The organism is Fictibacillus sp. NRS-1165 (assembly GCF_050468105.1).
Classification (GTDB): Bacteria; Bacillota; Bacilli; order Bacillales; family Fictibacillaceae; genus Fictibacillus_C; species Fictibacillus_C terrinigri.
The window spans coordinates 316,864-342,795 of record NZ_JBDPNU010000025.1; the positions used below are offsets into that span (position 1 = coordinate 316,864).

At 45.6% G+C, this 25,932-nt stretch carries 32 protein-coding genes; all 32 read left to right on the plus strand.

Annotated features, from left to right (window positions below; translation table 11 throughout):
* The first annotated feature begins 6 nt into the window (after positions 1-6).
* The 32 genes from plsY to ABHN01_RS12510 all read left to right on the plus strand — a co-directional run bounded on the left by plsY (position 7) and on the right by ABHN01_RS12510 (position 25,737).
* A complete protein-coding gene (plsY, locus tag ABHN01_RS12355) occupies positions 7-594 on the plus strand; it encodes a glycerol-3-phosphate 1-O-acyltransferase PlsY (RefSeq protein ID WP_429875772.1) in 588 nt (195 codons plus the stop codon).
* An 18-nt stretch (positions 595-612) separates the two neighbouring features.
* Positions 613-1,635, plus strand: a complete 1,023-nt coding sequence (locus tag ABHN01_RS12360; RefSeq protein ID WP_429875773.1) for an NAD(P)H-dependent glycerol-3-phosphate dehydrogenase — start codon at positions 613-615, stop codon at positions 1,633-1,635.
* A gap of 108 nt (positions 1,636-1,743) precedes the next feature.
* Positions 1,744-2,004, plus strand: a complete 261-nt coding sequence (locus ABHN01_RS12365; RefSeq protein ID WP_290400695.1) for a stage VI sporulation protein F — start codon at positions 1,744-1,746, stop codon at positions 2,002-2,004.
* A 309-nt stretch (positions 2,005-2,313) separates the two neighbouring features.
* Positions 2,314-2,514 carry a DUF2768 domain-containing protein gene (locus tag ABHN01_RS12370; RefSeq protein WP_290400694.1) on the plus strand — a complete coding sequence of 67 codons (201 nt, stop codon included), beginning with the start codon at positions 2,314-2,316 and terminating at the stop codon, positions 2,512-2,514.
* Between the two features lie 13 nt (positions 2,515-2,527).
* A complete protein-coding gene (locus tag ABHN01_RS12375; RefSeq protein ID WP_290400693.1) occupies positions 2,528-3,244 on the plus strand; it encodes a hypothetical protein in 717 nt (238 codons plus the stop codon).
* Between the two features lie 293 nt (positions 3,245-3,537).
* On the plus strand, positions 3,538-5,016 hold the full coding sequence (gene spoIVA, locus ABHN01_RS12380) for a stage IV sporulation protein A (RefSeq protein ID WP_290400692.1): 1,479 nt from the start codon (positions 3,538-3,540) through the stop codon (positions 5,014-5,016).
* A gap of 240 nt (positions 5,017-5,256) precedes the next feature.
* The gene (locus ABHN01_RS12385; protein WP_290400691.1) at positions 5,257-5,529 is read left to right on the plus strand and encodes an HU family DNA-binding protein; all 273 of its coding nucleotides are present in this window, start codon (positions 5,257-5,259) and stop codon (positions 5,527-5,529) included.
* Between the two features lie 187 nt (positions 5,530-5,716).
* Positions 5,717-6,283: a GTP cyclohydrolase I FolE gene (gene folE, locus ABHN01_RS12390; RefSeq protein ID WP_429875774.1), complete on the plus strand. Its 567-nt coding sequence runs from the start codon at positions 5,717-5,719 to the stop codon at positions 6,281-6,283.
* A 24-nt stretch (positions 6,284-6,307) separates the two neighbouring features.
* Entirely contained in the window at positions 6,308-6,541 is a 234-nt protein-coding gene (gene mtrB / locus ABHN01_RS12395; protein WP_290400689.1) for a trp RNA-binding attenuation protein MtrB, read from the plus strand.
* A gap of 113 nt (positions 6,542-6,654) precedes the next feature.
* Positions 6,655-7,362, plus strand: a complete 708-nt coding sequence (locus tag ABHN01_RS12400) for a heptaprenyl diphosphate synthase component 1 (protein ID WP_429875775.1) — start codon at positions 6,655-6,657, stop codon at positions 7,360-7,362.
* A gap of 3 nt (positions 7,363-7,365) precedes the next feature.
* Positions 7,366-8,073 (plus strand): demethylmenaquinone methyltransferase, encoded by a 708-nt coding sequence (locus ABHN01_RS12405; RefSeq protein ID WP_429875776.1) that lies wholly within the window; start codon positions 7,366-7,368, stop codon positions 8,071-8,073.
* Positions 8,074-8,088: 15 nt separating this feature from the next.
* Positions 8,089-8,952 (plus strand): UbiA-like polyprenyltransferase, encoded by an 864-nt coding sequence (locus ABHN01_RS12410; RefSeq protein ID WP_429875777.1) that lies wholly within the window; start codon positions 8,089-8,091, stop codon positions 8,950-8,952.
* Positions 8,949-9,539: a UbiX family flavin prenyltransferase gene (locus tag ABHN01_RS12415; RefSeq protein ID WP_429875778.1), complete on the plus strand. Its 591-nt coding sequence runs from the start codon at positions 8,949-8,951 to the stop codon at positions 9,537-9,539. The genes ABHN01_RS12410 and ABHN01_RS12415 overlap by 4 nt, the downstream gene beginning before the upstream one ends.
* A complete protein-coding gene (locus tag ABHN01_RS12420) occupies positions 9,539-10,387 on the plus strand; it encodes a menaquinone biosynthesis protein (protein ID WP_429875779.1) in 849 nt (282 codons plus the stop codon). Before ABHN01_RS12415 ends, ABHN01_RS12420 begins: the two co-directional genes overlap by 1 nt.
* Before the next feature lie 9 nt (positions 10,388-10,396).
* The gene (hepT, locus tag ABHN01_RS12425) at positions 10,397-11,362 is read left to right on the plus strand and encodes a heptaprenyl diphosphate synthase component II (protein WP_429875780.1); all 966 of its coding nucleotides are present in this window, start codon (positions 10,397-10,399) and stop codon (positions 11,360-11,362) included.
* Between the two features lie 98 nt (positions 11,363-11,460).
* Entirely contained in the window at positions 11,461-11,904 is a 444-nt protein-coding gene (gene ndk / locus ABHN01_RS12430; protein WP_429875781.1) for a nucleoside-diphosphate kinase, read from the plus strand.
* A gap of 163 nt (positions 11,905-12,067) precedes the next feature.
* Positions 12,068-12,640, plus strand: coding sequence for a CheR family methyltransferase (locus ABHN01_RS12435; RefSeq protein ID WP_429875782.1), 573 nt, complete (start codon positions 12,068-12,070; stop codon positions 12,638-12,640).
* A gap of 307 nt (positions 12,641-12,947) precedes the next feature.
* On the plus strand, positions 12,948-13,988 hold the full coding sequence (trpD, locus tag ABHN01_RS12440; RefSeq protein ID WP_429875783.1) for an anthranilate phosphoribosyltransferase: 1,041 nt from the start codon (positions 12,948-12,950) through the stop codon (positions 13,986-13,988).
* Positions 13,969-14,727, plus strand: coding sequence for an indole-3-glycerol phosphate synthase TrpC (gene trpC / locus ABHN01_RS12445; protein WP_429875784.1), 759 nt, complete (start codon positions 13,969-13,971; stop codon positions 14,725-14,727). The genes trpD and trpC overlap by 20 nt, the downstream gene beginning before the upstream one ends.
* Positions 14,717-15,379 carry a phosphoribosylanthranilate isomerase gene (locus ABHN01_RS12450; protein ID WP_429875785.1) on the plus strand — a complete coding sequence of 221 codons (663 nt, stop codon included), beginning with the start codon at positions 14,717-14,719 and terminating at the stop codon, positions 15,377-15,379. The genes trpC and ABHN01_RS12450 overlap by 11 nt, the downstream gene beginning before the upstream one ends.
* On the plus strand, positions 15,360-16,568 hold the full coding sequence (gene trpB, locus ABHN01_RS12455) for a tryptophan synthase subunit beta (RefSeq protein ID WP_429875786.1): 1,209 nt from the start codon (positions 15,360-15,362) through the stop codon (positions 16,566-16,568). The genes ABHN01_RS12450 and trpB overlap by 20 nt, the downstream gene beginning before the upstream one ends.
* Positions 16,558-17,373, plus strand: coding sequence for a tryptophan synthase subunit alpha (gene trpA, locus ABHN01_RS12460; RefSeq protein WP_429875787.1), 816 nt, complete (start codon positions 16,558-16,560; stop codon positions 17,371-17,373). The genes trpB and trpA overlap by 11 nt, the downstream gene beginning before the upstream one ends.
* Before the next feature lie 18 nt (positions 17,374-17,391).
* The gene (gene hisC, locus ABHN01_RS12465; protein WP_429875788.1) at positions 17,392-18,504 is read left to right on the plus strand and encodes a histidinol-phosphate transaminase; all 1,113 of its coding nucleotides are present in this window, start codon (positions 17,392-17,394) and stop codon (positions 18,502-18,504) included.
* 321 nt (positions 18,505-18,825) lie between these two features.
* Positions 18,826-20,085 carry a tetratricopeptide repeat protein gene (locus ABHN01_RS12470; RefSeq protein ID WP_429875789.1) on the plus strand — a complete coding sequence of 420 codons (1,260 nt, stop codon included), beginning with the start codon at positions 18,826-18,828 and terminating at the stop codon, positions 20,083-20,085.
* Positions 20,086-20,194: 109 nt separating this feature from the next.
* On the plus strand, positions 20,195-20,731 hold the full coding sequence (locus tag ABHN01_RS12475) for a ReoY family proteolytic degradation factor (RefSeq protein WP_290400673.1): 537 nt from the start codon (positions 20,195-20,197) through the stop codon (positions 20,729-20,731).
* Positions 20,732-20,820: 89 nt separating this feature from the next.
* Complete coding sequence (locus ABHN01_RS12480) at positions 20,821-21,282, plus strand: YpiF family protein (protein WP_429875790.1); 462 nt, start codon at positions 20,821-20,823, stop codon at positions 21,280-21,282.
* A gap of 134 nt (positions 21,283-21,416) precedes the next feature.
* Positions 21,417-21,920, plus strand: coding sequence for a ubiquinol-cytochrome c reductase iron-sulfur subunit (locus tag ABHN01_RS12485; protein ID WP_290400671.1), 504 nt, complete (start codon positions 21,417-21,419; stop codon positions 21,918-21,920).
* A gap of 3 nt (positions 21,921-21,923) precedes the next feature.
* On the plus strand, positions 21,924-22,595 hold the full coding sequence (gene qcrB / locus ABHN01_RS12490) for a menaquinol-cytochrome c reductase cytochrome b subunit (RefSeq protein ID WP_053358068.1): 672 nt from the start codon (positions 21,924-21,926) through the stop codon (positions 22,593-22,595).
* Positions 22,596-22,727: 132 nt separating this feature from the next.
* Entirely contained in the window at positions 22,728-23,486 is a 759-nt protein-coding gene (locus tag ABHN01_RS12495) for a c-type cytochrome (RefSeq protein ID WP_429875791.1), read from the plus strand.
* 67 nt (positions 23,487-23,553) lie between these two features.
* Positions 23,554-24,141 carry a DUF1405 domain-containing protein gene (locus ABHN01_RS12500; RefSeq protein ID WP_429875792.1) on the plus strand — a complete coding sequence of 196 codons (588 nt, stop codon included), beginning with the start codon at positions 23,554-23,556 and terminating at the stop codon, positions 24,139-24,141.
* 59 nt (positions 24,142-24,200) lie between these two features.
* Positions 24,201-24,986, plus strand: a complete 786-nt coding sequence (locus tag ABHN01_RS12505) for a sporulation protein YpjB (RefSeq protein WP_290400668.1) — start codon at positions 24,201-24,203, stop codon at positions 24,984-24,986.
* A 73-nt stretch (positions 24,987-25,059) separates the two neighbouring features.
* The gene (locus ABHN01_RS12510; RefSeq protein WP_290400667.1) at positions 25,060-25,737 is read left to right on the plus strand and encodes a zinc metallopeptidase; all 678 of its coding nucleotides are present in this window, start codon (positions 25,060-25,062) and stop codon (positions 25,735-25,737) included.
* Positions 25,738-25,932: the final 195 nt, after the last annotated feature.

Consider the following 25,932-nt stretch of genomic DNA (forward strand, 5'->3'; position numbering starts at 1 on the left):
AACTTCATGCAGATTGTCTTGTTGTTTATCGGTGCTTATTTATTAGGTTCGATCAGTTTCAGCTATATGATCACTAAAGGTATGAAAAAAGGTGATATACGCAAGCTGGGGAGCGGTAATGCCGGGGCGACGAACACACTGCGTGTGATCGGTGTGGGTCCTGCCATCTGCGTGCTCCTGCTGGACGGGCTGAAAGGAATGATCCCTGTGTGGGCAGCACTTGCCATGCAATACAATATGACCGCGGCGATTGCGGCGGGCGCAATGTCCATCATCGGCCATAACTGGCCGGTCTATTATGGATTCAAGGGCGGAAAAGGGGTGGCGACGACGATTGGTGTTTTTGTGGTGGCTTCGTTTATTCCTGCTCTCATAGCGGGATTCTTCGTCATCCTGATCATTGCAGCTACCCGATTTGTTTCGTTAGGCTCCATCGTATTTATGATTTTGACGCCTGTTTTAATGTTTATTTTAAAAACTATACCTACGGAGGCGGCGCTATGCGCCTCATTGATCGGTGTTCTCTCGATATGGAGGCACCGCACCAATATCTCCAGACTTTTAAAAGGAAATGAAAGAAAAATAGGGCATTAAGCAAGGAGTGGATTAGCAATGGAAAAAGTAGCAGTAGTCGGTGCCGGCAGCTGGGGCACAGCGCTGGCCCTCGTACTAGCGGATAACGGACACGATGTTCGCATATGGGGAAGAAGACAAGAACAGATTGAAGAAATTAATTCCCTACATACCAATGAAAAATATTTGCCGCGCGTTTCGCTTCCTGAAGAGCTTCGGGGTTTTACCGATCTCCAGGAAGCGGTTTCAGGAACTGGAACGATCCTGCTCGTCGCTCCTACTAAAGCGATTCGAGAGGTACTGGGGGATCTGACAGCTCATTTAGATCAGCCGGTCACCATCGTTCATGCCAGCAAAGGGATCGAACCGGAAACGTATAAACGGGTATCCGAGATCATTGAGGAGGAAGTGCCTGCAGATAAACGAAAATCCATCGTTGTATTGTCCGGGCCAAGCCATGCGGAGGAAGTTTCTCTGAGACAGCCTACTACCGTCACTGTTTCCTCATCGGATATTGAGGAAGCGGAATTTGTTCAGGACCTGTTTATTAACCAGAATTTCAGGGTGTACACCAATCCAGATATTGTGGGCGTTGAACTCGGCGGAGCATTGAAGAATATCATTGCCCTTGGGGCGGGCATGTCCGACGGTCTTGGCTATGGAGACAACGCGAAAGCCGCTCTGATTACAAGAGGGCTCGCTGAGATCGCCAGACTGGGAACGAAGATGGGGGCTAACCCGCTGACGTTCGCAGGTTTGACCGGAATTGGAGACTTAATCGTTACTTGTACGAGTGTCCACAGCAGAAACTGGAGGGCCGGAAACATGCTGGGCAAAGGAGAAGCACTCGAAGCTGTGCTTGAAAAGATGGGGATGGTCGTTGAAGGGGTAAGAACAACGAAAGCAGCATATCAGCTCGCTCAGAAAGAAAATGTGGAGATGCCGATCACGAATGTTCTTCACGATGTTCTGTTTGACGGAAAGAATGCAAAGGAAGCTGTGGATGAGCTGATGAGAAGAAGCAGGACCCATGAGGTGGAAGACGTATCTTCTCTTTTATAGGAAAAAAAATGTCCGAATCATCCATACGGTTATCTTCCCGATTTCTATCACGATTATTAGACTAACGCATAGGATAATGGTGAATAGGTTGTTGGAGGAGGACGAAAAATGGATCGGAACAATCAATTTTTTGATAAAGTTGAGAAGAAAACGAACGTTAAGAAAGAAGATATTTTTAAACTAGCCCAGACCGTCAGCAATGAAAATCTGCGGGATGAACGCACTTTAAGAAGACTGATCTCCCAGGTAGCCTCCTTGGCCGGTGTCCCTGTTTCTAGGCAAAAAGAAGATCAAATTGTCAATGCGGTTATTAATAACAATGTACCTCTGGATTTCAGCACATTATCCAAAATGTTCGATAACAAATAGGTATGCTTGAACGGATAGCCAATCAATCTGCAAATTGGTGTATTTAGTCATTCGGCAGGCGGTGTATCAGACACCGGCCTGTCTTTTTTTGATGTAAGAAAGAAGTGTCCATCTACAACTTAAAAGATGAATTTGAATCATATTTCACCCTGGTTCTCGAAAGAGGAAAAGTGAGATCTTCTTTTCATCCCTAGTCGTCTTCACACTACCGCCAGAATCGCTCCAGCGCTTGTCGGACCAAAACATGAGCACATACGCATTTCTTTTGTTTTATGCTATAATTTACGCTGTATGCAAAGGGGGATATAAATGGACGCTGGATTAATGAAAATGTGGGTTGCGCTTTCATCCATCGCATTGATGTTTATCGCGGTTTTTTCAATCATGATCAGCAGGTTAAAACTAAAAGGGATTTTTAAATACATACTGGCAGCTATCGCATATATTTGCATGATTACAGCAGGCATCTTAATTGTACTCGTAGTCTTTAGCGGACCGGTGAAAGGATAGGTACGCCAGAAACATGAAAAAGATATGTACTCTCACGTTTTTAGTTTGCCTGCTCTTCAGCCTGACGGGGTGTCTGTATCCTGACAGCCAAAAAAGTGAAAACCGGGTCCCTTATAAAGACCAGATTGCCATGGTGCAGTCTGCGGTGGACGATTACCATAAAGAGACGTCAGTGCTGCCGATCAAAAACAAAGACGCCTCAACAGACGTCTATGAAAAATACCCGATTGATTTTGGAAGGCTTGTCCCAAAGTACATGCAGCAGCCTCCAGGAAATTCGTTTGAAAAAGGCGGAACGTTCCAGTATGTGCTCATTGATGCAGAAACAAAGCCAAAAGTAAGGCTGATAGATCTGGTGATCGTGAACAAAGCACAGGATCTGGAAGCCAGACTGAAGGAGTATGTCCGAACCCATAAATATCCGCCATATCAAAAGATATTGGCCAATGGCAGGTACACCCTTGATTACAAAAAGATGGGCTACAAAGAAGCGCCATACGCTGTCAGCCCTTACTCCGGAAAGAACCTGCCATTCATTGTTGATAATGACTCAAAAGTCCACGTGGACTATTCCATGGATCTTTATCCACTCATCAAAAAGGGACTCCCTGTGAAAAAGGGGGAAGATGTTCGGACGCTTCTTACTAAAAATTCCTTCTTTGTTCCAGTACGGTCCGTTCCTTATACGGTTAAGAACGGAGAACCCGAGTTTCAGGTAACGGATCAATAACTTTCCACGGCACCCATAAATAATTGGCATGAACTCTCCTCCTTTTTAATACATTCATAGAAAAGGAGGAGGGTTTTTTATATAAAAACGGACATGGTGATAACCTGGACAGTTTGCACACGGAAGATCACAAGTGTTTGTGCTTCTCTCCCGGTCTATACAACGAACTGAGGTCCATCGCTGATTTTTGTATGAAAAAACTTTCATTCCTTATCATATTTTTGGGACAACATCATAAGTATGTATTGTCCAAGAATAGCATCCGGAACTTATTTGGATCGGGAGGGAAATGAATGGAAAAAATCGATATTTTCAAAGATATCGCTGAACGGACAGGAGGAGACATTTATCTCGGAGTAGTCGGTGCTGTTCGCACAGGGAAATCTACCTTTATCAAACGGTTTATGGAGCTGGTCGTGCTGCCTAACATTCAAAATGATGGTGAACGACAGCGGGCACAGGATGAGCTTCCTCAGAGTGCAGCAGGGAAGACCATCATGACGACAGAGCCTAAATTTGTTCCGAACAACGCTGTGAGCATCCATGTTGGGGAAGGTTTGGATGTCAATGTCCGGCTAGTGGACAGTGTAGGCTATGCCGTGCCGAGTGCAAAAGGCTATGAGGATGAGAACGGCCCGAGAATGATCCATACACCATGGTATGATGAACCGATTCCTTTTCATGAAGCGGCTGAGATCGGTACGAGAAAAGTCATTCAGGAGCATTCCACTCTCGGTGTCGTAGTCACTACTGACGGCTCGATCGGTGAGATTCCAAGATATGACTATATCGAATCGGAAGAAAGAGTGATCGATGAACTGAAAGAAGTCGGCAAACCATTTATACTTGTAGTCAACTCTGTGCACCCTCATCATCCAGATACAGAGCAGCTTCGCAAGGAACTTTGCGAGAAGTATGATATTCCTGTTCTCGCCATGAGTGTTGAGAGTATGACAGAGCATGATATAAACAATGTTCTCAGGGAAGTGCTGTATGAGTTCCCGGTTCTTGAAGTCAACGTGAACCTGCCAAGCTGGGTCATGGTGCTTAGAGAGGAGCATTGGCTGCGGGAAAGCTACGAAGAAGCGGTAAGGGAAACGGTGAAGGACATTAAAAGGCTTAGAGATGTCGACCGGGTCGTAGGAAGCTTCAGCGACTTCGAATTTATCGATGATGCACGTCTCGCAGGCATCGAGATGGGGCAGGGGATTGCCGAAATTGACTTGTTTGCTCCGGATGACCTGTATGACCAGATATTAAAAGAAGTCGTCGGTGTGGAGATCAGGGGGAAAGACCACTTGCTGCAGCTGATGCAGGAGTTCGCCTATGCCAAGCAGGAGTACGATCAGGTCGCTGACGCCTTAAGGATGGTGAAACAAACAGGATATGGAATAGCGGCTCCAGCTCTGACCGATATGAGCCTCGATGAGCCGGAAATTATCCGTCAGGGCTCAAGGTTTGGTGTCAGGCTGAAAGCGGTAGCACCATCGATTCATATGATTAAAGTAGATGTCGAATCAGAGTTTGCGCCGATCATCGGTACAGAGAAACAGAGCGAAGAGCTCGTAAGGTATCTCATGCAGGATTTTGAGGAAGATCCGCTGTCGATCTGGAACTCAGATATCTTTGGGCGATCCCTCAATTCCATCGTAAGAGAAGGCATTCAAGGGAAGATTTCACTCATGCCGGAGAATGCAAGATACAAGCTGAAAGAAACACTGGAACGCATAATTAATGAAGGTTCTGGAGGTTTAATCGCTATTATTTTATAATGAAAGGCTCCTTTAAAGGAGTCTTTTTTGTTGAAAAAAGTCAAATTGGCTCTGTAAAAGTCGGATTTTCGCTATTTTCCGCATAAAAATATTGAATTCTTATGACTTATCGTTTATTATAAGGCTTGTCACGAAAGTATTTAGTAAATCCTGTATAAAACAGGGCTCAGCGCTTTATGATAGTAAGACAGCCGAGAAACATATATAGATGATAGTGTTCTTTGAGAGGAGGTGAATGGAATGAACAAGACTGATCTTGTAAATGCAGTATCTGAACAAACTCAACTTTCTAAAAAGGATGCCACTAAAGCTGTTGATGCAGTATTCGAGGCAATCGCTGAAACTCTTAAAGAAGGTAACAAGGTACAACTTATCGGTTTTGGTAACTTCGAAGTTCGTGAGCGTGCCGCTCGTAAGGGTCGCAACCCGCAAACTGGTCAAGAGATCGAAATCGCAGCAAGCAAAGTGCCTGCTTTCAAACCAGGAAAAGCCCTTAAGGATGCTCTAAAATAAGCTTATACATAGGGCAAGCAAGAACCGCATTATGCGGTTCTTTTATTTTGGAAGAAAAATGCGCCATGAGCCTTCCTTTTTTGCCATTGCTTGTTACATATGCTAGAATCGGTTTTAGAAAACGTACAGCGAACGTGGGAATGAACCTACTTAAAACGTTGCAGGAATGAAAATGGAGGCTACCGCAGTGAAGGAATTCGATCAGGAGAAAATACAGCAAGCAGTAACTATGATACTTGAGGCCATTGGAGAAGACCCGTCCCGAGAAGGACTCGTTGATACACCCAAAAGAGTGGCTAAAATGTACCAGGAAGTATTTCAGGGTCTGAACCAGGATCCTAAAGAACATTTTGCTACGATTTTCGGGGAAGACCATGAGGAACTGGTTCTTGTAAAAGACATTCCGTTCTATTCCATGTGTGAACACCATCTTGTCCCATTCTTTGGGAAGGCGCATATCGGCTATATCCCAAGAGGAGGAAAAGTTACCGGGCTCAGCAAACTTGCAAGAGCAGTCGAGGCGGTGACCCGAAGACCGCAGCTGCAGGAAAGAATTACTTCTGATGTTGCTGATGCGCTGGTAGAAACGCTTGACCCGCATGGTGTCATTGTCGTTGTCGAGGCAGAGCATATGTGCATGACGATGCGCGGTGTGAAGAAGCCGGGCTCTAAAACCATTACATCTGCAGTAAGAGGAATATTTGTTAAGGATGCCGCCGCCAGGGCAGAAGTCTTAACGTTTATTCGCGGTTAATTTAAAGGAAATGGAGTGGACGGCATGAAGGCGAACGAGAAGATGAACGAGAATGAGTTTTTTGTGATCAAAGCGAAAGAAAACGGTGTTAACGTCATAGGATTGACCAGAGGGACTGAGACCAGATTTCACCACTCGGAGAAACTGGATAAGGGCGAGGTCATGCTGGCGCAGTTCACTGAGCATACATCAGCAGTCAAAGTACGGGGCAAGGCGGTCATATATACACGGCATGGTGAAGTTGACACGGAAGTATAAAGCTTGGCTCGAGCCAAGTTTTCTTTATGGCGTAAAGGATTGTTGAGTGGCCTGTATGATATAATACATAATAGATAGAGTATGCTGTATTTGCAGGATGTGGGGGCAGGGACATGAAGATCATCCAAGAAATAAAAAAATTAAATGAATACGTTTTACGTGCGATGGAACATTCCTTTTTAAATAAGTATGTCGATGTTCCCCGGATGAATAAGGATAAATGCCTCATTGCGTATTCGCTTTTGAGAGAAAGCGGGCTGGAAGGCGAAGAATTGCAGGAATATTACGCAGCTGTAATGCTCGTTCAAAGTGCGCTCGATACACATGAATACATACTTCAGATTCAAAAGGACAATGTGAAAGGACGGCAATTAACCGTTCTGGCGGGAGATTATTACAGCAGCCTGTACTATTTCATGCTGTCTCTCTGTGAAGATCTCCCGCTCATCCGGGCACTTTCACTCGCGATTCAGGATGTGAACGAGAGCAAGATGAGGCTTTACTACAGCAAACAATCAAAACCCGAAGAAATCACAAGCGGAATCAAAAGCTTGGAGGCTGGGATCCTGTCGAGGGTGGCACGACACTTTGGCAAGGAAGAGTTCATTCCTTTTATCTCTGAGTTTTTGTTTGTATCTGCCGCTTCTCAATGCCCTGATCCTCTTTTTTCAGATTATCATCATCAGATCAAAAATGATCTGCTGCTTTCCCGCCATAGGCTCAAGACACAAAAGCAGCCGGACATATTAAAGCCATTCATGGAAAAGAGAATGAGGGCACTGCTTGAAGCACCTCACTATTTATTGCCGGAGGAAGGATAAGCGATGGAACATTTAAAAGAACAGCGGGTCCATTCGGTCTTTGAAAAAATCTCAGGCCAATATGATTTTATGAACAACGTGATCAGCTTTAAACAGCATACCAGATGGCGAAATGATACGATGAAACGCATGGCCGTGAAAGAAGGAAGCCGGGCGCTTGATGTGTGTTGCGGCACAGGGGATTGGAGCATCGCTCTCGCGAAAGCGGTCGGGGCATCCGGGTCTGTAACCGGACTGGATTTCAGCCAGAACATGTTGGAAGTCGGCAAGAAAAAGGTTTCAGAACTCAGGTGCACGAATGTAAAGTTGATCCATGGAAATGCTATGGAGCTGCCTTTTCCCGATAATTCGTTCGATTACGTGACCATCGGGTTCGGTCTTCGGAACGTTCCTGATTATCTCCAGGTAATCAGGGAGATGCACCGTGTCGTAAAGCCTGGCGGGAAAGTGGTCTGCCTGGAAACCTCTCAGACTACCACACCTGTCGTTAAGCATGTATTCCGTTTTTACTTCTCGGTCGTTATGCCGTTCCTGGGGAAACTTCTGGCAAAGAGCTATAGTGAATATTCCTGGCTTCAGGAATCTGCCGGAGAATTCCTGGACAGAAATGAGCTTAAGACTTTATTCGAAGAAGCCGGTCTATCCCATGTAACCGTTAAGCCTTATACGTTTGGAACGGCTGCCATGCATATGGGAATTAAACAAACATAGAAAGAGAGATCGCTTGTGTTTAAGAAATTAGCTATCATTCTTGAAATGATCAAGTTTGAACATACTCTATTTGCGCTCCCGTTTGCATTTTTGGGGGCGATACTTGGTAATGTGGTGGAGGAAGGATCTTTTCCATCGATCAGCGAATGGATCTGGATTACTCTTGCCATGGTCGGTGCGCGCAGCGCAGCGATGACGCTAAACCGTGTCATCGACGCAAGGATTGACCAAAAAAATCCAAGGACGGCAACAAGGGCCATCCCTGCAAAATTAATCAGCATGAAAGAAGCCGTATTATTTATTGCCGGTTCTTTTGTTCTGCTGTTTGTCAGTGCTTCACAGCTTAACCTTCTTTCCGTGTGGCTTTTACCGCTGGCTGTTTTTTTTCTAGTATTCTATTCCTATACGAAGCGCTTTACCTACTTATGCCACGTGATTCTGGGAGCAACGATTGCTTTGGCCCCACTGGGAGGATGGGTCGGAGCAACTGGAACTCTCTCGGCAGAAGCCTTTCTGCTCTATGCCGGTGTGGTGTTCTGGACAGCTGGGTTTGATGTGATTTATGCCACTCAGGATGCGGATTATGACAGAAATCATGGGCTGTATTCCATTCCGTCTTATTTCGGAATTCCAAAAGCCCTTTTTATCGCCCGCTGTTTTCATGTGCTTAGCTTTACAGCCTTCTTAGTGCTCGGTGCCTTTTCCTCGTTCGGATGGGTCTATTTTGCCGGAGTGTTTTTATCAGGAGCGATTATGATCTATGAGCACTCCATGGTTTCTCCGGAAGATTTGTCTAAACTGAATGTTGCCTTTTTTACGATGAACGGAATTCTGAGCATTGTGATGTTTATTTTCTCATTGGGAGATTTGCTGCTATGAAAAATTTTGCTGTAGGAATAACAGGAGCGAGCGGAGCCATCTATGGTGTCCGCCTTGTTCAGGAACTGCTGAAAAGCGGACATAAAGTACACCTGATGGTCACCGAAGCCGGCTGGCAGGTTTTTCATGAAGAACTAGGTTGGGATACGGAAGACCGTGAAACTATTCTTCAGGAACATTTTCAGAAAGATAGCACGGGTGAGCTTCATTATCATACGCTTAGGAATTTCAAAGCTCCTATTGCTTCTGGTTCTTATCAGAACAGCGGAATGATTATTATACCTTGCTCGATGGGCACGTTGTCCGGCATTGCTCACGGTGCATCCGGCAACCTGCTTGAACGGGCAGCGGATGTGATGCTGAAGGAGGGGCGGAAACTTGTCCTTGTGCCGCGGGAAACACCGCTGAACAGCATACATCTGGAAAATATGCTCAAAGTAACCCAGGCAGGCGGCAAGATTCTTCCTGCGATGCCCGGTTATTATCAGCTGCCGAAAACACTGGACGATCTGGTGGATTTTTTAGTCGGCAAAGCGCTGGACAGTTTGGGTGTCCAGCATGATCTGTTTAGGAGGTGGGGAGAGTAATGGCGCTCAATATCGGCGAGATTAAATATACAAACATCCTTCCTATGTTTTTTTATTTGAATAAAAATGAATTTGAGAGGACTGGCTCGAAGTTTATTCCTCAGATACCCGCTGAGCTGAACCGAAGAATGGCGAGGGGAGAAATCGATCTAGGAGGAATATCTTCCTTTTCATTCGGTGAAAACAGCAGCCAATACAGCCTTTTTCCCAATCTGTCCGTTTCCACCTTTGGAAAAGTGGGATCGATTCTCTTATTTTCAAAAACTGCTGTTGGAGAACTGGATGGCAAGAAAATCGCACTTACTTCAAGTTCTGCAACCTCGGTCGTTCTGCTGAAGATCATTCTTAAAGAATTTTACGGCCTAAATCCGGTTTACGAAACGATGGCTCCGCACTATGATCAGATGCTTCAAGACCATGACGCATGCCTGCTGATCGGTGAGGATGCGATTAAGGCTGATTGGCGGCAGGACAAAGAAATCCATGTATATGATCTTGGTGAACTATGGTTTAATCATACGGGATTTCCTATGACGTACGCAGTCATGGCGGTGCGGAACGATACAATTAAAAGAGAGCCGGCTCTGCTCGAGAAACTCTTATTTGAGATGTCCGAGAGCAAACAAAAAACGAAGTCAGACCATTATCATGAAATGATCAGACATATTCTTCCGGCACATGGGGGAGAATTCTCTTTTTGGGCAAACTATTTTCATGGCATCAATTATGATTTTGGGGAAGAACATCTGAAAGGGCTTAAGCACTACTTTCAGCTCGCCCATAAGCATTCGTTGATTGAGTCCGTTCCTGCATTTACTTTTTTTGACTACTCCTTACAGGGCATTTAGGTGAACGCTATGAAACTGACAGAACTCTATTCACATGTAAAAAAAGATTTGCAGCAGATTGAAACTGAACTTGAACAGTCAATATCCGCAGACCATCCCATCCTGCAAAAAGCCGGAAGCCAGCTGCTTAAAGCAGGAGGAAAGCGGATCAGGCCTGTTTTCGTGCTGCTGTCCGCACATTTTGGAGAATATGATGTCCGCAGCGTGAAAAAAGTCGCTGCTGCTCTGGAAACGATACATATGGCGTCTCTCGTTCATGACGATGTGATCGACGACGCCGAGCTCCGCAGGGGTGCAAAGACCGTAAAATCACAGTACGACAATAAAGTTGCGATGTACACAGGAGATTTTTTGTTTGCTAAAGCGATCGAGATGATGACCAATGTCCGCCAGATCGCAGCACATCAAGTCCTCTCTTATTCCATGAAAGAGATGTGCCTTGGTGAGATCCAGCAAATTAAAGAACAGTTCGATCTTGATCAGAGCATCAGGCAATATTTGCGGAGAATCAAGAGAAAAACAGCCCTCTTGATCGCAATCAGCTGCCAGCTTGGGGCGATTGCCTCCAATGCTTCTGTACAGCTGCAACGGCAGCTGTACCGTTTTGGCTATTCCGTTGGTATGGCGTATCAGATCACCGACGACATTCTGGACTTCACAGCAACTGAAAAAGAACTGGGTAAACCTGCAGGCGGCGATTTGAAACAAGGGAACATCACACTTCCGGTTTTCTATGCGATGGAGCAGATGCCTGAACTGAAACACAGAATCCAGAGATATTATCAAACGTGGGATCAGGATGAATTCTCCGGTATTATCGATCAGATCAAAAACAGTTCATCCATTCAAAGAGCTTCCAGGGCTGCGCAGTCCTATTTGTCCGATGCGCTGGCCGCCGCCGAGCAGCTTCCAGCGGGACAAGCGAAAAACAGCATGATCAAGATTGCAAAATATATTGGCAAGCGCAAATTTTAGCTCATTGCTAAATCGTATTATTTTTGATACTATTTTCTAGGGGTCTCAGCTAGAATACAAGCCCTGAACCAATACATAGAAGATAGGGGAGAACTATTGTGGAAAAAACGTTTCTAATGGTAAAGCCAGATGGTGTACAGCGCAATTTGATCGGAGAGATTGTTTCAAGATTCGAGAAAAAAGGATTTCAGCTCGCTGGAGCTAAATTGATGACAATCTCACGCGAGCTTGCAGAAAACCACTATGGAGAACATAAAGAGCGTCCGTTCTTCGGAGAGCTGGTAAACTTCATTACTTCCGGACCTGTTTTCGCTATGGTGTGGCAAGGAGATAATGTAATCGCTACTGCTCGTAACATGATGGGTAAAACGAACCCTTCAGAAGCGGCAGCCGGAACGGTTCGCGGCGACTTTGCAGTAAACGTAAGCAACAACATCATTCATGGTTCTGATTCTCCTGAAAGTGCTGTTCGTGAAATCGGTCTTTTCTTCAAGGAAGACGAACTCGTTAACTACGAAAAAACAATTTCTTCTTGGATTTAATGTAAGCGTTATAAAACCAGCCGTTCTGGATTGTCCCAAAAAGTAAAATGCTTTTTGGGGTCAATTCAATCCGGCTGTTTTTTTTACCCTCTTTACATGAGCGTTAAGGATGTTTCCTAATTGCCGATAAAAAAGGTAAACACTATAAAAAGGAGTAGGAAATGTGGATCTAGATTATTCGAATTTTATAAAAGACATTCATTCCATGACTTCCATTGACCTGTCGCTCTATAAAGAGGCCCAGATGAAGAGGTGGCTAGCTGCTTTTCGCGATAAGAAGAATTATGAAAGTTTTGCACTTTTTTCGAAAGCTTTGAGGAGAGACCGTCTTTTGATGGACGAATTTCTTGACCGGATGACGATCAACGTTTCGGAGTTCTACCGGAACCCTGAACGATGGCTTGTTGTGAAGGAGAAGATCATACCCGACCTATTAAGCCGTACGAACCGATTGAAAATATGGAGTGCTGCGTGTTCAACAGGTGAAGAGCCTTACACACTCTCTTCCATGCTGCAGGAGAGAGGCGGTGATTTTAGCTATTCCATTTTGGCGACGGATCTTGATGTGATTGCCTTGAGGAAGGCAAAAGAAGGCTTATTTGCTGCGTCATCATTAAAAAATGTTCCTCGTACAGTGAGGAACAGCTGTTTTCGTACGGAGGCAGGGGGCATGACCGTGACAGTCTATCAGAAACCATTGACTGATCGGTATTACGTGATCAGGCTTTTGGGTTGACAAATTGAACACAATGCTTTATCTTGTGTTTTAACGATTTTAAATTTTGACCCGAGAATAGAGTTTAGAGATTAGTTTAGAGATGAGAATAGTTGAGAATGATGAGTGGAGCCGAGCAGAGGGTTATGAATACATAAACTACCCATGCCTCTTCGTGCATGGTTTTTTTTGTACCTCCTTTAGCCTCATTCATTCCCATTTTGATGGAGGTGAATACAAACCATGTTGTGTCTTTCCTTTTATTTATCCCCTACATGAATAGATCTTTGCCGACTTATTGCACTAAATATATTAAGGAGGAATTGCAATGGCCGTCAAAGAACTGCTTCAAAAAGGCATTCTGGGAGAAACCTTTACACGAGCAGAAGCCAGCCAAATGATGAACGAAATATTGGAAGGAAAAGTAACGGAAGTCCAGCTATCGAGTTTGCTTACGATTCTTCGCCTGCGCGGAGAAACGATCGAGGAAATCGTTGGATTCGCGACTTCAATACTGGATCATACCGTACCTCTCCATTTGGATTATCCGCAAATTCTTGATACGTGCGGAACAGGCGGAGATGGAGCGTCGACTTTTAATATATCCACCGCGTCCTCCCTCTTACTGTCTTCCGCGGGAGTGAAAGTTGCCAAACACGGCAATTCAGCGGTTACTTCAAAGAGCGGCAGTGCAGATGTGCTCCAGCAGCTTGGGATCGCAACGAGCAGCAACGCGGCAGATATCGTAGAGAACCTGGAGAAATTTTCCCTTTGTTTTCTTTTTGCTCCAAACTATCATCCGGCCCTCCGGCATGCAAGCCACACAAGAAAAGGACTTTCCTTCCGTACTGTATTTAATATTCTTGGGCCTTTATGCAATCCGGCTCATCCGACCCATCAGCTGATTGGCGCCTATAACAATGAAACGGCAAAGAAGATGGCGCATGCCATCGCCGAGTTCAAACACCAGAGGACGCTCGTCGTCACAGGGGCAGATGGGCTTGATGAATGTTCTATCTTCGCACCGACCCACTTTTATGAAGTGGAAAACGGCAACGTGAGCGAATTTATCCTTACCCCTGAAGATGCCGGACTCCCATATGGACAGCCGAAGGAGGTAACGGTCGGGTCCAGCGAGGAAAGCGCTCAGCTCATTCGTGCGGTCCTGCGGGGCCAAGCGAATGCTTCTGCGGAAAATATCGTGATCTATAATACAGCTGCTTCATTGTATCTTACAGATCGAGTCTCAAGCATCCGTGAAGGTGTTAAATTGGCCCGCGGCATCATTGAAAATGGCAGTGCCATCCGGCATTTAGAGATGATACAGAACCATACAGGAGGAGTTCCATATGCTGCAACAAATTCTTGAACAAAAAAAAGAAGAGATCACAAAGCTCGAAACCTGCTACAGTTTAAAACGTGACAGAAAGAAGACCTCTCTCTATAAAGCGATCAGAGCATCAGAAGCCTCCCCTGCACTCATCGCTGAAGTAAAAAAAGCATCGCCTTCAAAAGGGACGATTAAAGAACATTATGTACCTGCAGAAATAGCTGCTGAATATGAACAGGGGGGGGCAGCTGCGATCTCGGTGCTGACTGATCAGCGTTTTTTCCAGGGGCATATAGCCGATCTGGTAGCGGTGAAACAGATGGTCTCCCTTCCGGTATTAAGAAAAGACTTTATTATCGATAAAATTCAAGTGCTTGAGAGTGCTCATATCGGGGCCGACGCCATCTTGCTGATCGCTGCGGCGATGACACCGCAAAAACTGCACGAGCTCTATCGTTTTGCCCATGAACACGATCTTGAGTGCCTGGTGGAAGTCCACTCAGTCGAGGAACTGCAAGCCGTCCTGAATGAGTTTACTCCTGAACTGATCGGAATCAACAATAGAGACCTTCGTACGTTCAAAACGGACGTTAACCATACCGCCGCCATCGCAAGCCACATACCTGAGGGCATCTTAACCGTCAGCGAGAGCGGGATAAAAGATACAGAAGATCTCCATTTCTTGCGAAGCCACAGCATCGATGCGATCTTGGTCGGTGAAACACTGATGCGCGCATCATCGCCGGCTGAAGGGATCCGAATCTTGTATGGCAGCTAAAATTCCGTTTATTAAATATTGCGGCTGCCGAAGCAAGGAAGATCTCCTTCTTGTGAAAGAATCACTGGCTGATTTTGCAGGCTTTATTTTTGCTTCGAGCAAACGGAGGGTTGATCCGGAAGACGCGGGGCGGTGGATTAGGGAGATCCAGCCTGTCAACCTGCAATTAACAGGTGTATTTGTTAACCCGACGATTGAAGAGGTGCAGGATGCTTTAGAAAAAGCACCGTTGAATATCATTCAATGCCATGGAGACGAAACACCTGGCTTTCTTCAAGAACTGAAACGAGTAACCGGAAAAACAATATGGAAAGCGATACGGCATGAGGCAAGCGGATGGAACTCCATGAAAGAGTTTGAAGGATTCGCGGATGCATACGTTATCGATGCCCGTGTAGAAGGAGTATATGGAGGGACGGGCACAGCCTTCGACTGGGAGGCGGTGCCCATGTATTTAGAAGAGGCCGCACGGCAAGGCGTTGCTTGTTTTATCGCGGGAGGTATTCAGGCGGAAAATATTATGAAGCTGCTGAACTATCGTCCGCACGGCATTGATATAAGCAGCGGAATTGAAGAAGACGGCAAAAAAAGCCGTATGAAAATTAAGGATTTAGAAGGGATGATGATGCAAAATGAAAGCAGTATATCCTGACAGCCGGGGCAGATATGGAGAATTTGGCGGAAAATTTGTACCGGAAACGATTATGTTTGCTTTGGAAGACCTTGAAAAAGGATTCAAGGAAGCGATTGAAGACTCAGGCTTCATGGAGGAACTTCAGCATGAACTGACCGACTATTCCGGCCGGCCCACCCCATTAACCTATGCTGGAAAGCTGAGCAGACGGGTGGGGGGAGCTTCCATCTACCTGAAACGGGAAGACTTGAACCATACTGGTGCACATAAGATCAATAACGCGATCGGGCAGGCGCTTCTAGCCAAAAGAATGGACAAGAAAAAAATCATCGCTGAAACAGGAGCGGGACAGCATGGGGTTGCAGCCGCTACAGCGGCCTCAAGGTATGGTTTGGAATGTAAAGTGTACATGGGCGAAGAGGACATCAGGCGGCAGGCGTTAAATGTATTCCGTATGAAACTGCTTGGAGCAGAAGTGATTCCTGTGAGCAGCGGCACGAAAACACTGAAAGACGCAACGAATGAAGCGATACGCCAATGGGTAGCATCTGTTGATGATACCTTCTACATGATCGGTTCGGCTGTAGGGCCCCATCCTTATCCAAAGATCGTTAAAGAGTTTCAGAGTGTCATCGGTTACGAGGCAAAAGCCCAGTTTGCACAAATTAAGGATGGCCGCCTGCCAGATAAAGTCGTCGCATGTGTCGGAGGCGGCAGCAATGCGATCGGTATGTTTTCCGCCTTCGTTGAAGAGGATGTTTCTCTAGTCGGGGTTGAAGCCGGAGGAAAAGGCCTCTTGACTGGATTGCATGCCGCGACCATGGCCAATGGGACCGCAGGTGTCATCCATGGTTCAATGACCTACCTGCTTCAGTCCCAGGAGGGGCAGATTCAGGAGCCCTATTCGATCTCCGCAGGTTTGGATTATCCGGGTGTGGGGCCGGAGCATGCTTTCTTAAAATCTACAGAACGAGTGAGATATGAAAACATTACGGATCATGAAGCGCTCGAAGCACTGAATCTTCTTTGCCGTGAAGAAGGCATCTTATGCGCCCTCGAGAGTGCACATGCGGTGGCACAGGCCCTCAAGGAAGCCAGCAGCATGAAATCCGGTGAAAATATTATCGTCTGCCTCTCGGGCAGAGGAGATAAAGACGTTCATACACTTTTTGAAAAGCAGAAGGAGGATGCCGCTCATGGGGAATAGAATAAAAGAGTTTCAGCAAAAAAAATCACCGTTGTTTGTACCTTTTATTACAGCAGGTGACCCTTCACCTGATATTACCGTTGACCTGGCAATCGCTCTTCAAAAAGCAGGGGCGGATGCTCTTGAACTTGGGATTCCCTATTCCGATCCGCTCGCAGATGGACCTGTCATTCAGCGTGCTTCCAAACGGGCGCTTGAAAATGATATGACCCTGGAAAAAGCGATGGTGCTCGTCTCCGATATGCGAGCTGCTGGTTTAACGATTCCGGTCATTATCTTTACTTATTACAATCTTTTGTTACAATTGGGAGAACAGAAATTTTTTGAATTGGCAGCACAGCACGAAATAGATGGGCTTCTTGTTCCGGATATGCCTTTTGAAGAGAGCAAAGACCTTCAGGCGTCATGTTCAGATCATGATCTCAGTCTCATTTCTCTCGCTGCACCCACTACATCTGAAGGAAGGCTTAAAGAGATCGGAGAGTCCGCACAAGGATTTCTATATTGCATCTCTTCCCTTGGTGTTACCGGGGCAAGGACATCGTTTGCAAGCGGAATCGACCGCTTTTTGAATGATGCGAGAGCGGCAAGTTCAGTTCCGGTTCTCATCGGTTTCGGACTGTCAAGCAGAGAGCAGATGCAGCAATTCGAGGAGAAATGTGATGGTTTCATCGTAGGCAGCACCATCGTTTCAAAAATTGAGGAGCTGGGACCGGACCTTCTCAGGGAGGATAAGCAAAGGGAAGCACTTCAAACGTTTTCAGATTTCCTGGCTGCACTGGTCCCGCTGAAAGTTTACAGTTAACCGAAAGGAAGGGTCTTTGTGGAGGCAAAATCACAGTTATTAAATTTAAAACCTTATCAGCCGGGCAAACCAATTGAGGAAGTGAAAAGGGAATACGGGCTGTCCAAAATTGTTAAATTGGCATCCAATGAAAATCCTTATGGAAGCTCACCGTCTGTAAAAGATGCGATCACAGCAGAGGCCGCTAATCTTGGGCTTTATCCTGACGGATACAGTGCAGAACTCAGGGAGGAGCTTTCACGTTTTTTAGGAGTCAAAAAAGGCAGCTTAATTTTTGGCAACGGATCCGACGAAGTCGTGCAGATCTTGTCAAGAAGCTTCCTTCGTGAAGGCACGAACACGGTCATGGCAGCGAACACTTTTCCGCAATACAAGCATAACGCCGTCATTGAAGGTGCAGAAGTACGCGAGATTCCGCTGCTTAATGGAGAGCATGACCTGGATGGCATGCTGAAGGCTATTGACGGCCAAACAAGGATCGTTTGGCTTTGCAGCCCTAATAACCCGACAGGCCACTATATTGATCAACAATCGTTCAAGTCATTTATGGCGGATGTTCCGGATAACGTGCTCGTCGTGAGCGATGAAGCCTACTATGAATACGTAGTAGCCGATGATTTTCCGGAAACCATCCCTTTCCTGGATAAGTATCCAAACCTCGTCATCCTAAGGACGTTTTCTAAAGCCTATGGATTGGCTGCGCTGCGAATCGGTTACGGGATCGGTAATGAGAAGCTCATCACTGCCATTGAACCTGCCAGAGAACCGTTCAACACTTCTCGCATTGCACAGGCAGCGGCTCGGGCTGCGATTAAAGATCAGGAATTCATCAAGTCCTGCTCTGATAGAAACAGAGAAGGCCTACAGCAATTTTATGATTTCTGCAAGGCAAGAGGATTGGACTATTATCCTTCCCAGGCCAATTTTATCCTCATTGATTTTAAACAGGATTCGAACCTTTTGTTCCAGCATCTCCTGGAAAGAGGCTATATCGTGCGTTCGGGTGCTGCCTTAGGTTTTCCGACAAGCTTGAGGATTACGATCGGTGACAAAGAGCAGAACAGTGAGATCATTGAACACCTGGAAAACTATTTACTGAAGTCTGGAAACGTGAAAAAAGAAACGGTATAAATCATCTGGAGAAGAGAGGCCGGCTTGGTCTCTCTCTCGATAAATTCAAAATTTTCGAAAAATACTGTTGATTTTTACGTCGGGACTGCTATAATATAACTAATATGGTTTCTCTCCACTCCTATCCATATTATTGTTTTCCCTGACAGCGCTTTCAAAGTCAGGGTTTTTTTTTGTTTTGAAATACTCATATCTTTATCTGCTTGCTCATAGCCTGTCTATATAAGGGCGGCAGTTGAAGACGTACATTTTGATGCGGACGCCCTCTCTCATGTATAATGGTTACCAAACAGACTGCCGTGAGAGAAGGAGTTTTTATTCGTGGAAAAGTTACAGGAAGCCATCACCCTTGTTGAAATGGGACATGTCCAGGAGGGCATGAAGCTCATTGAGTTACTTAGAAAAGAAGCTGACCATCAAACGCTCTACACAATCGCAAGGGTCTATGAAAACTGGGGACATTTAGAGGAAGCGATGGGAATCGTCAAACAGCTAAGAGCTTTTTATCCTGAGGATGGGGACCTCGGCATCTTTGCCGCCGAGCTGCTCATCGAGATGGAAAAGGAAGACGAAGCTCTTGAAATACTGGGACAGATCAGTGCATATGACGATTCCTACGTCCAATCTCTCCTTCTGCAGGCAGACCTTTATTTTATGCAGGGGCTTCATGAAGTAGCAGAACAAAAGCTGCTGAAGGCCAAGAAGACGAGACCGGACGAGCCTGTCCTTGCCTATGCTCTTGGTGAACTGTATTTAGAGAGGGGCGATTTTATCAAGAGTGCCGCCTTCTTCAAGGAAGCTGAACCGATTGCTTCGACGCTTCCGGAAGGAGACCTTTACCTGAGGCTTGCTGAGGCACTGAGCAGGGGCGGAAAGTTTGAAGAAGCTCTCGAGTATTATAAAAAAGGGCTGGAGTTGAAAAAGGAACTGCACAGTCTGTTCGGATACGGTTTGACGGCGCATAAAACAGGGGAGTATAAAACATCCATTTCTGCTCTGGAAGAATTAAAAGAACTGGATCCTGAATATACAACTCTCTATCCATTGCTTGCCGCCTCCTATGAGGAAGAAGGAGCTCTCGATGAAGCGGTCGAGGTGATCAGGCAAGGAATCAGCAAAGACGAATTCAATGAAGACCTTAAAGTGCGTGCCGCGCGCCTCATGTACCGTACCGGAAACAGAGAAGAAGGCGAAAAGTATGCGAGGGAAGTGATTGCGCTTAACCCATCAAATGCAGAGGCTGTCCTTCATTTGTCATCCATGCTGAAAAAGGAAGAACGTTTTGACGATATGATCGAACTGCTCACACATGTGGCAGAACAAGGTGATGAGACACCCGAGATGATATGGGATCTGGCCTTTGCATACAAGGAATCAGAAGAATTTAAACTTGCCAGAGAACAATATGAAGGGGCCTATCCTTATTTTAAAAATCATGAAGTTTTCCTGGAAGAGTACGGAATGTTTCTGATTGAAGAAGGAGAACCTGTCAAGGCAGCGGGCATCTTGAAACATGTCTTATCACTGAACCCGAACCTTCACCATGTGGAGGAGACGATCAGCAGGCTGGAAGAGTTCTAAACCACCCGCTTTTTTCTGTAAATATTCTTTCCGGTTAGAAGGATTTAACAAGGAGGGCAAGAATATACTAAAGTAATATACTTTGGTTAGGAATGATGGGGGGATCACAATGAGCAGCACCGTTTCTGTCCTTGAAAAGAAGGATTTTATTAAATGGTTTTTAAATCATTATCAACTAAAAAAACGTGAGTGCGTCTGGTTGTTAAATTACCTTGTCAGTGACGACCAGCTCATGGAAAAGGTTCACTTTGTCGAAAAAGCAGAGTATTGCCCTAAAGCCATTATTATGTCCGCTCAATGCACGGATGGTGTCCCGTTCCGTTTTTATAAACAGAATGTTTTAACGACGGATGCGGAAAAATCATTCCACGATATCCGGCTTAATCACGAAGAAGACATCTTTATCGAATTGAACTTTAATTCTTCAAGGTTGACACCCGAGTACGCTTCTGTGCTGGAAGAAAACCCGCATTTGCCTGACAATATGGTGACAGACCGCAAATACGGCCTGTGGGCAGAGCTGATTCTGGACCAATCGGTGTCTCAGTTTAAAAAACAAAAAATTCTCGTAAAAATTGACCGTGCGCTGGATCAAAAAGATGAAGAAACGTTCCAGCAGCTGACTGACGAACTTAGAAAGTTGTAGCCCTCTTTTTAAAAAAGAGGGTTTTATTTTTTGTTTTTTGATACGATGGAGTAAACAGCAAACTATTATTGCATAAAGGAGCTTCACAGATGAAATGGAGATCAGGTGATATTACAGTTTATCAGCAGTCAAAAGAGTTCGTCGATACGGTTGTCATCCCTCTGCAGCCCCTCTCCTTCGGGATTTCGATGAAAACAAGCGCCGGAATGGCCGATTATTCCCTTCTGATCGCTGAAGAAACAGAACGGCAGCTTCACGGCCGTTTATTTCTGATGCCCGCTTTTACCTATTTAAAACATGATAGTGAAGAAGCTCTCATATCCAGGCTCCTGTCATGGGTAAAGGAACTCAAAGAGGAAGGGTTCCGGCATATTTTTTTCCTTACGAGTGATGCCGAATGGAAAAAAAGTGAACAGAAGCTGGGAGAAAATCTCCTTTGGATGCCTGTCATCCCGATGGAAACAATGGATCCTTCATACAAAGAAGAGATCGTCAAAGAACAGGTCAAGCAGCTGTTTCAGATCATTCTCCATAAGTGGCAGGAATGCTGAAAAACCAAGTACTGGAGATACATGTTCATATTGACAGTAAAAGACAACTTACGCTATCATGTTAATGTCCTAGTAATATGTGTGTAAAACAATTGTCCGGATGGACTTTATTTACAGCAAGGGGGGGAAACGAAATGTCTAAGGAAGATATCTCCAGGCGCCAGTTTTTGAACTACACATTGACAGGTGTCGGAGGATTCATGGCTGCAGGGATGCTCATGCCTATGGTGCGTTTTGCCATCGACCCCATCCTTGAAAAGGGTGCGGACCAGGATATGGTAGCGGTTACTGAAGTCAGCAAGATCGGCAAGGAACCAAAGCGATTCAACTTTAAGATCAAGCAAAAAGACGGATGGTACGAATCGGAGGTCACCCAATCTGCATGGGTGTACAAAAACGGAAAGGGTGAATTAATAGCGCTTTCACCGGTTTGTAAGCATTTGGGTTGTACGATTGACTGGAACACAGATCCAAGCCACCCAAACCAATTTTATTGTCCTTGCCACGGAGGCCGTTATGAAAAAGACGGTACGAATATTAAAGGCACACCGCCTCTTGCGCCTCTTGATGAGTATGACAGCAAGGTGAAGGACGGCAAGTTGTATCTAGGAAAGGCAAAACCACGAAAGGGGGCGTAATAAATGCTGCAAAAAATTTACGATTGGGTAGACGAACGCTTGGATATTACGCCGCTGTGGCGCGATGTGGCTGACCATGAAGTGCCAGAGCACGTTAACCCGGCCCATCACTTTTCCGCGTTCGTTTATTGTTTCGGAGGATTGACGTTCTTTATTACGGTCATCCAAATCTTGTCTGGAATGTTCTTGACCATGTATTATGTTCCGGATATCGTCAATGCCTGGGAATCCGTTTATTACCTTCAGAACCAGGTGGCATTCGGAGTGATCGTAAGGGGGATGCACCACTGGGGAGCCAGCTTGGTAATCGTTATGATGTTTTTACATACCTTGCGCGTATTTTTCCAGGGCGCATACAAAAAACCACGTGAATTAAACTGGGTAGTTGGAGTACTTATTTTTGGTGTTATGCTTGGACTTGGTTTCACAGGCTATTTGCTGCCTTGGGATATGAAAGCGCTGTTCGCTACAAAAGTAGGGATTCAGATCGCAGAAACCATTCCTGTGATCGGACCGATCGCAAAAACGTTCCTTGCAGGCGGAGAGATTATCGGAGCACAGACATTAACGCGTTTCTTTGCGATTCATGTTTTTTTCCTGCCAGCTGCACTGCTGGCGCTAATGGGTGCCCACTTTATCATGATCCGCAAACAAGGTATCTCGGGTCCGTTGTAAAATTGCCTTTTTAATTATCTTTATTTTTGAAATTGAAAGACATTCTCTGCAATAGAGATACAGCTTGGCGGACAAAGCGGACATGCTTCAGGGCATAGAGGCTTTGGGCCGCTAAAAAAGGGAGGGAGAAAGATGCATCGAGGCAAAGGAATGAAGTTTGTAGGAGACTCCCGTGTTCCTGCAGAGCGCAAACCGAACATCCCGAAGGATTATTCTGAATATCCCGGAAAAACGGAGGCGTTTTGGCCAAACTTCCTTTTGAAAGAATGGATGGTAGGTGCCGTCTTTTTAATAGGGTATTTAATCTTAACCATTTCTCACGAATCTCCGCTGGAGCGTAAGGCAGATCCGACAGATGCAGGATATATTCCGCTTCCTGACTGGTATTTCCTTTTCTTGTATCAGCTTTTAAAATACAAGTACGCTGCCGGTGATTACGTTCTGATCGGAACGGTTGTTATTCCTGGACTTGCTTTTGGAGCGCTGCTGCTGGCACCATGGCTGGACAGAGGTCCTGAACGCCGTCCTTCGCGCCGACCTGTCGCCACAGGATTAATGCTGCTTGCCCTTATTTCCATTACATATTTAACATGGGAGTCAGTGGTTACCCATGACTGGGAAAAGGCGAAAGAACAGGGTAAGATCGTTGAGAGCAATATTGACAAGAACGATCCGGGCTATCAAGTGTTCAAAGGCCAATCCTGTGTAGGCTGTCATGGATCAGAACTGACAGGCGGAACGGGGCCTTCGCTCATAGGCACAGGATTAAAACCTGAAGAGATCATGAAAATCGCCAAAGAGGGTAAAGGAGCTATGCCTGCAAACGCTTATAAAGGCAATGAAGCGGATTTGAAAAAATTGGCAACCTTTATCTCAAAATTGGAAAAGTAACATCTAAAAAGCTGGCTTTCATAGTCAGCTTTTTTTACATCAACCGGCAAGTGAGGAGAGGAAAATAATGATCTATCTATATGGAATCCTGAAGCAAAAATGGTTCCTTTCCAGTTTGCTTATCATCAATATTCTTGGAACCGCCTACGGGTATTACTGGTATAAAGACCAGCTCGCGGAAACCCCGCTGAAGTTCGTTCTTTTCGTACCGGACAGCCCGACGGCAAGTCTGTTCTTTGTCTTCGTGCTCATTGCCTTTCTATTTGGAAAAAATCTTCCCTATATTGAAGCGCTGGCGGCAGTCAGCCTGTTTAAGTACGGAATATGGGCAGTCGGAATGAATATTGCCGGCGGTCTCGTGTACCCTCCACTGTATTTGGCGAACTACATGCTGATCTTCTCTCATCTTGGAATGGCGGTGGAAGGGCTCCTGTACACTTCATACTATCGGATTCGCCTCCGTCATCTGGCAGTAGCGGCTCTTTGGGCCTTTCATAACGAGATCATCGACTATGTATACGGCATGATGCCAAGGTATGATGTTCTTTGGGAACACATGCAGCTGATCGGTTATCTTACGTTCTGGCTCAGCGCTGTTTCGGTAATTCTTGTTTATTATTTAACGAGGGATCGGCCGGCTTCTTCTGGCAAATAAAGGTCTAACCTTGTCCGTTTCCACATATGATTTGTTATACCGTATGGGAGGGACAGGGAATGAAATTTATATTTGCCGCTATGTTCAGTATACTGCTTGTTTGTCTGCCAGTCGCGGCACATGCGAATGGGGGCCAAACAAGCAGCCTTGACAACGTCACTCAATTATCGGATAAAGCGTTGGAGCTTGCCAAAGAGGAACGGTATAAAGAAGCGAGCGAAGTCCTTTTCTACTTGTCATCTCAATTCGGCAAGGGCGCCTTAAAGACGGATCTGGGTGAAGATAAAATCCGCATGGTTGATGTTACGATGGAGGATACAATCGAAACACTGGGAAGAGCGGAAGAACCGCGTGATGTGAAGATCCACCAGCTTACAGGGGTCAGGCTGCTGGTTGACGCTCTCATATCCGATCACCAGCCACTATGGAAACAAACAGAGTATCAGCTCATCAATCCACTAAAGCATATGCAGCTTTCTTTACGAAACAATCAAAGCCAGGAATATCAGGAGGCTGCCAATGAATTTTTGGCCAACTACTCCATGATCCGTCCGGCCGTCAGCATGGATGTGACGGACACATTTTTTGACCGGGTGGATAAGGATGCAGAGTTTATCGACATCAGCCGGAACCGCATCTTTACCTCTTCAGCCGATAAAAGAAAGCTGGAATCCGTGAGATCCGATTTCGAAAAATTGTTTGCGGCAAAAGAAGACAACGCTGAACCTTCCTTGTTCTGGCTGATCTTTTCCATCGGGGGAATCATCTTTTCTACATTATTTTACGTAGGATGGAGAAAATACAAAGCGGAGAAGGAAAACGTAAAAGAAGTAGAGAAGCGATAGAGCATTCTGATTGACAGAACGTCCTGCAAATCTTTAAAATTAAAGTATCAACTATAGTGGAGGAATGCGATAAATGTCTTTTCTCATCTATTTTGCATTATTGCTGATTATCCCGATCTGGGCTCAGATGAGGGTAAAAAGCACCTATAACAAGTATTCAAAAATTGAAAACTCAACAGGTAAATCAGGGGCCGAAGTTGCCCGTGAGATATTGGACCGCAACGGGCTCTACAATGTCGCAGTTGAACCGGTCAGAGGAAGGCTGTCCGACCATTATGATCCCCGTTCCAAAGTGGTCCGCTTATCCGAAGAGAACTATTACGGCCATTCCATCGCTGGATCTGCAGTTGCCGCGCATGAAGTCGGCCATGCCATCCAGGATAAAGAAAGCTACGCACCGCTTCGCTTCAGGCATGCATTAGTGCCGGTTGCGAACCTCGGCTCGAATTTTGCTTACCTTTTGATTATTGCAGGAGCCATTTTCGCTTCCGCTAATCTGTTGTTAGTCGGTATCATCTTTATGGCGGCCGCTGTACTCTTTCAACTGGTGACACTTCCGGTCGAATTTAACGCCAGCAGCCGTGCGATGGATCAGATCGTAACCACCGGCATGATCCGGAACAACGAAGAGCGGCAGGCGCGAAAAGTCCTTAACGCCGCCGCACTGACATATGTGGCTGCAGCATTGGTTGCAGTATTGGAGCTTCTCCGGTTTGTTCTAATGTTCTTTGGAATGAATAATGATGATTAAATATGAAAGCCCCTGCTCAGGCAGGGGTTTTTTATGGTTTCATGCCGTAAAAGAGGGATTGGGTTAACCCTGAGCAGAGAATTGATTCAAATGAGTGGTTAATTGAACCGTAGAAAAAATAATTGAACCAAACGACCGAATGATTGAACCAAACTGCGGTCAATTGAACCGTACACAAAAAGCATGCTGAAGGTC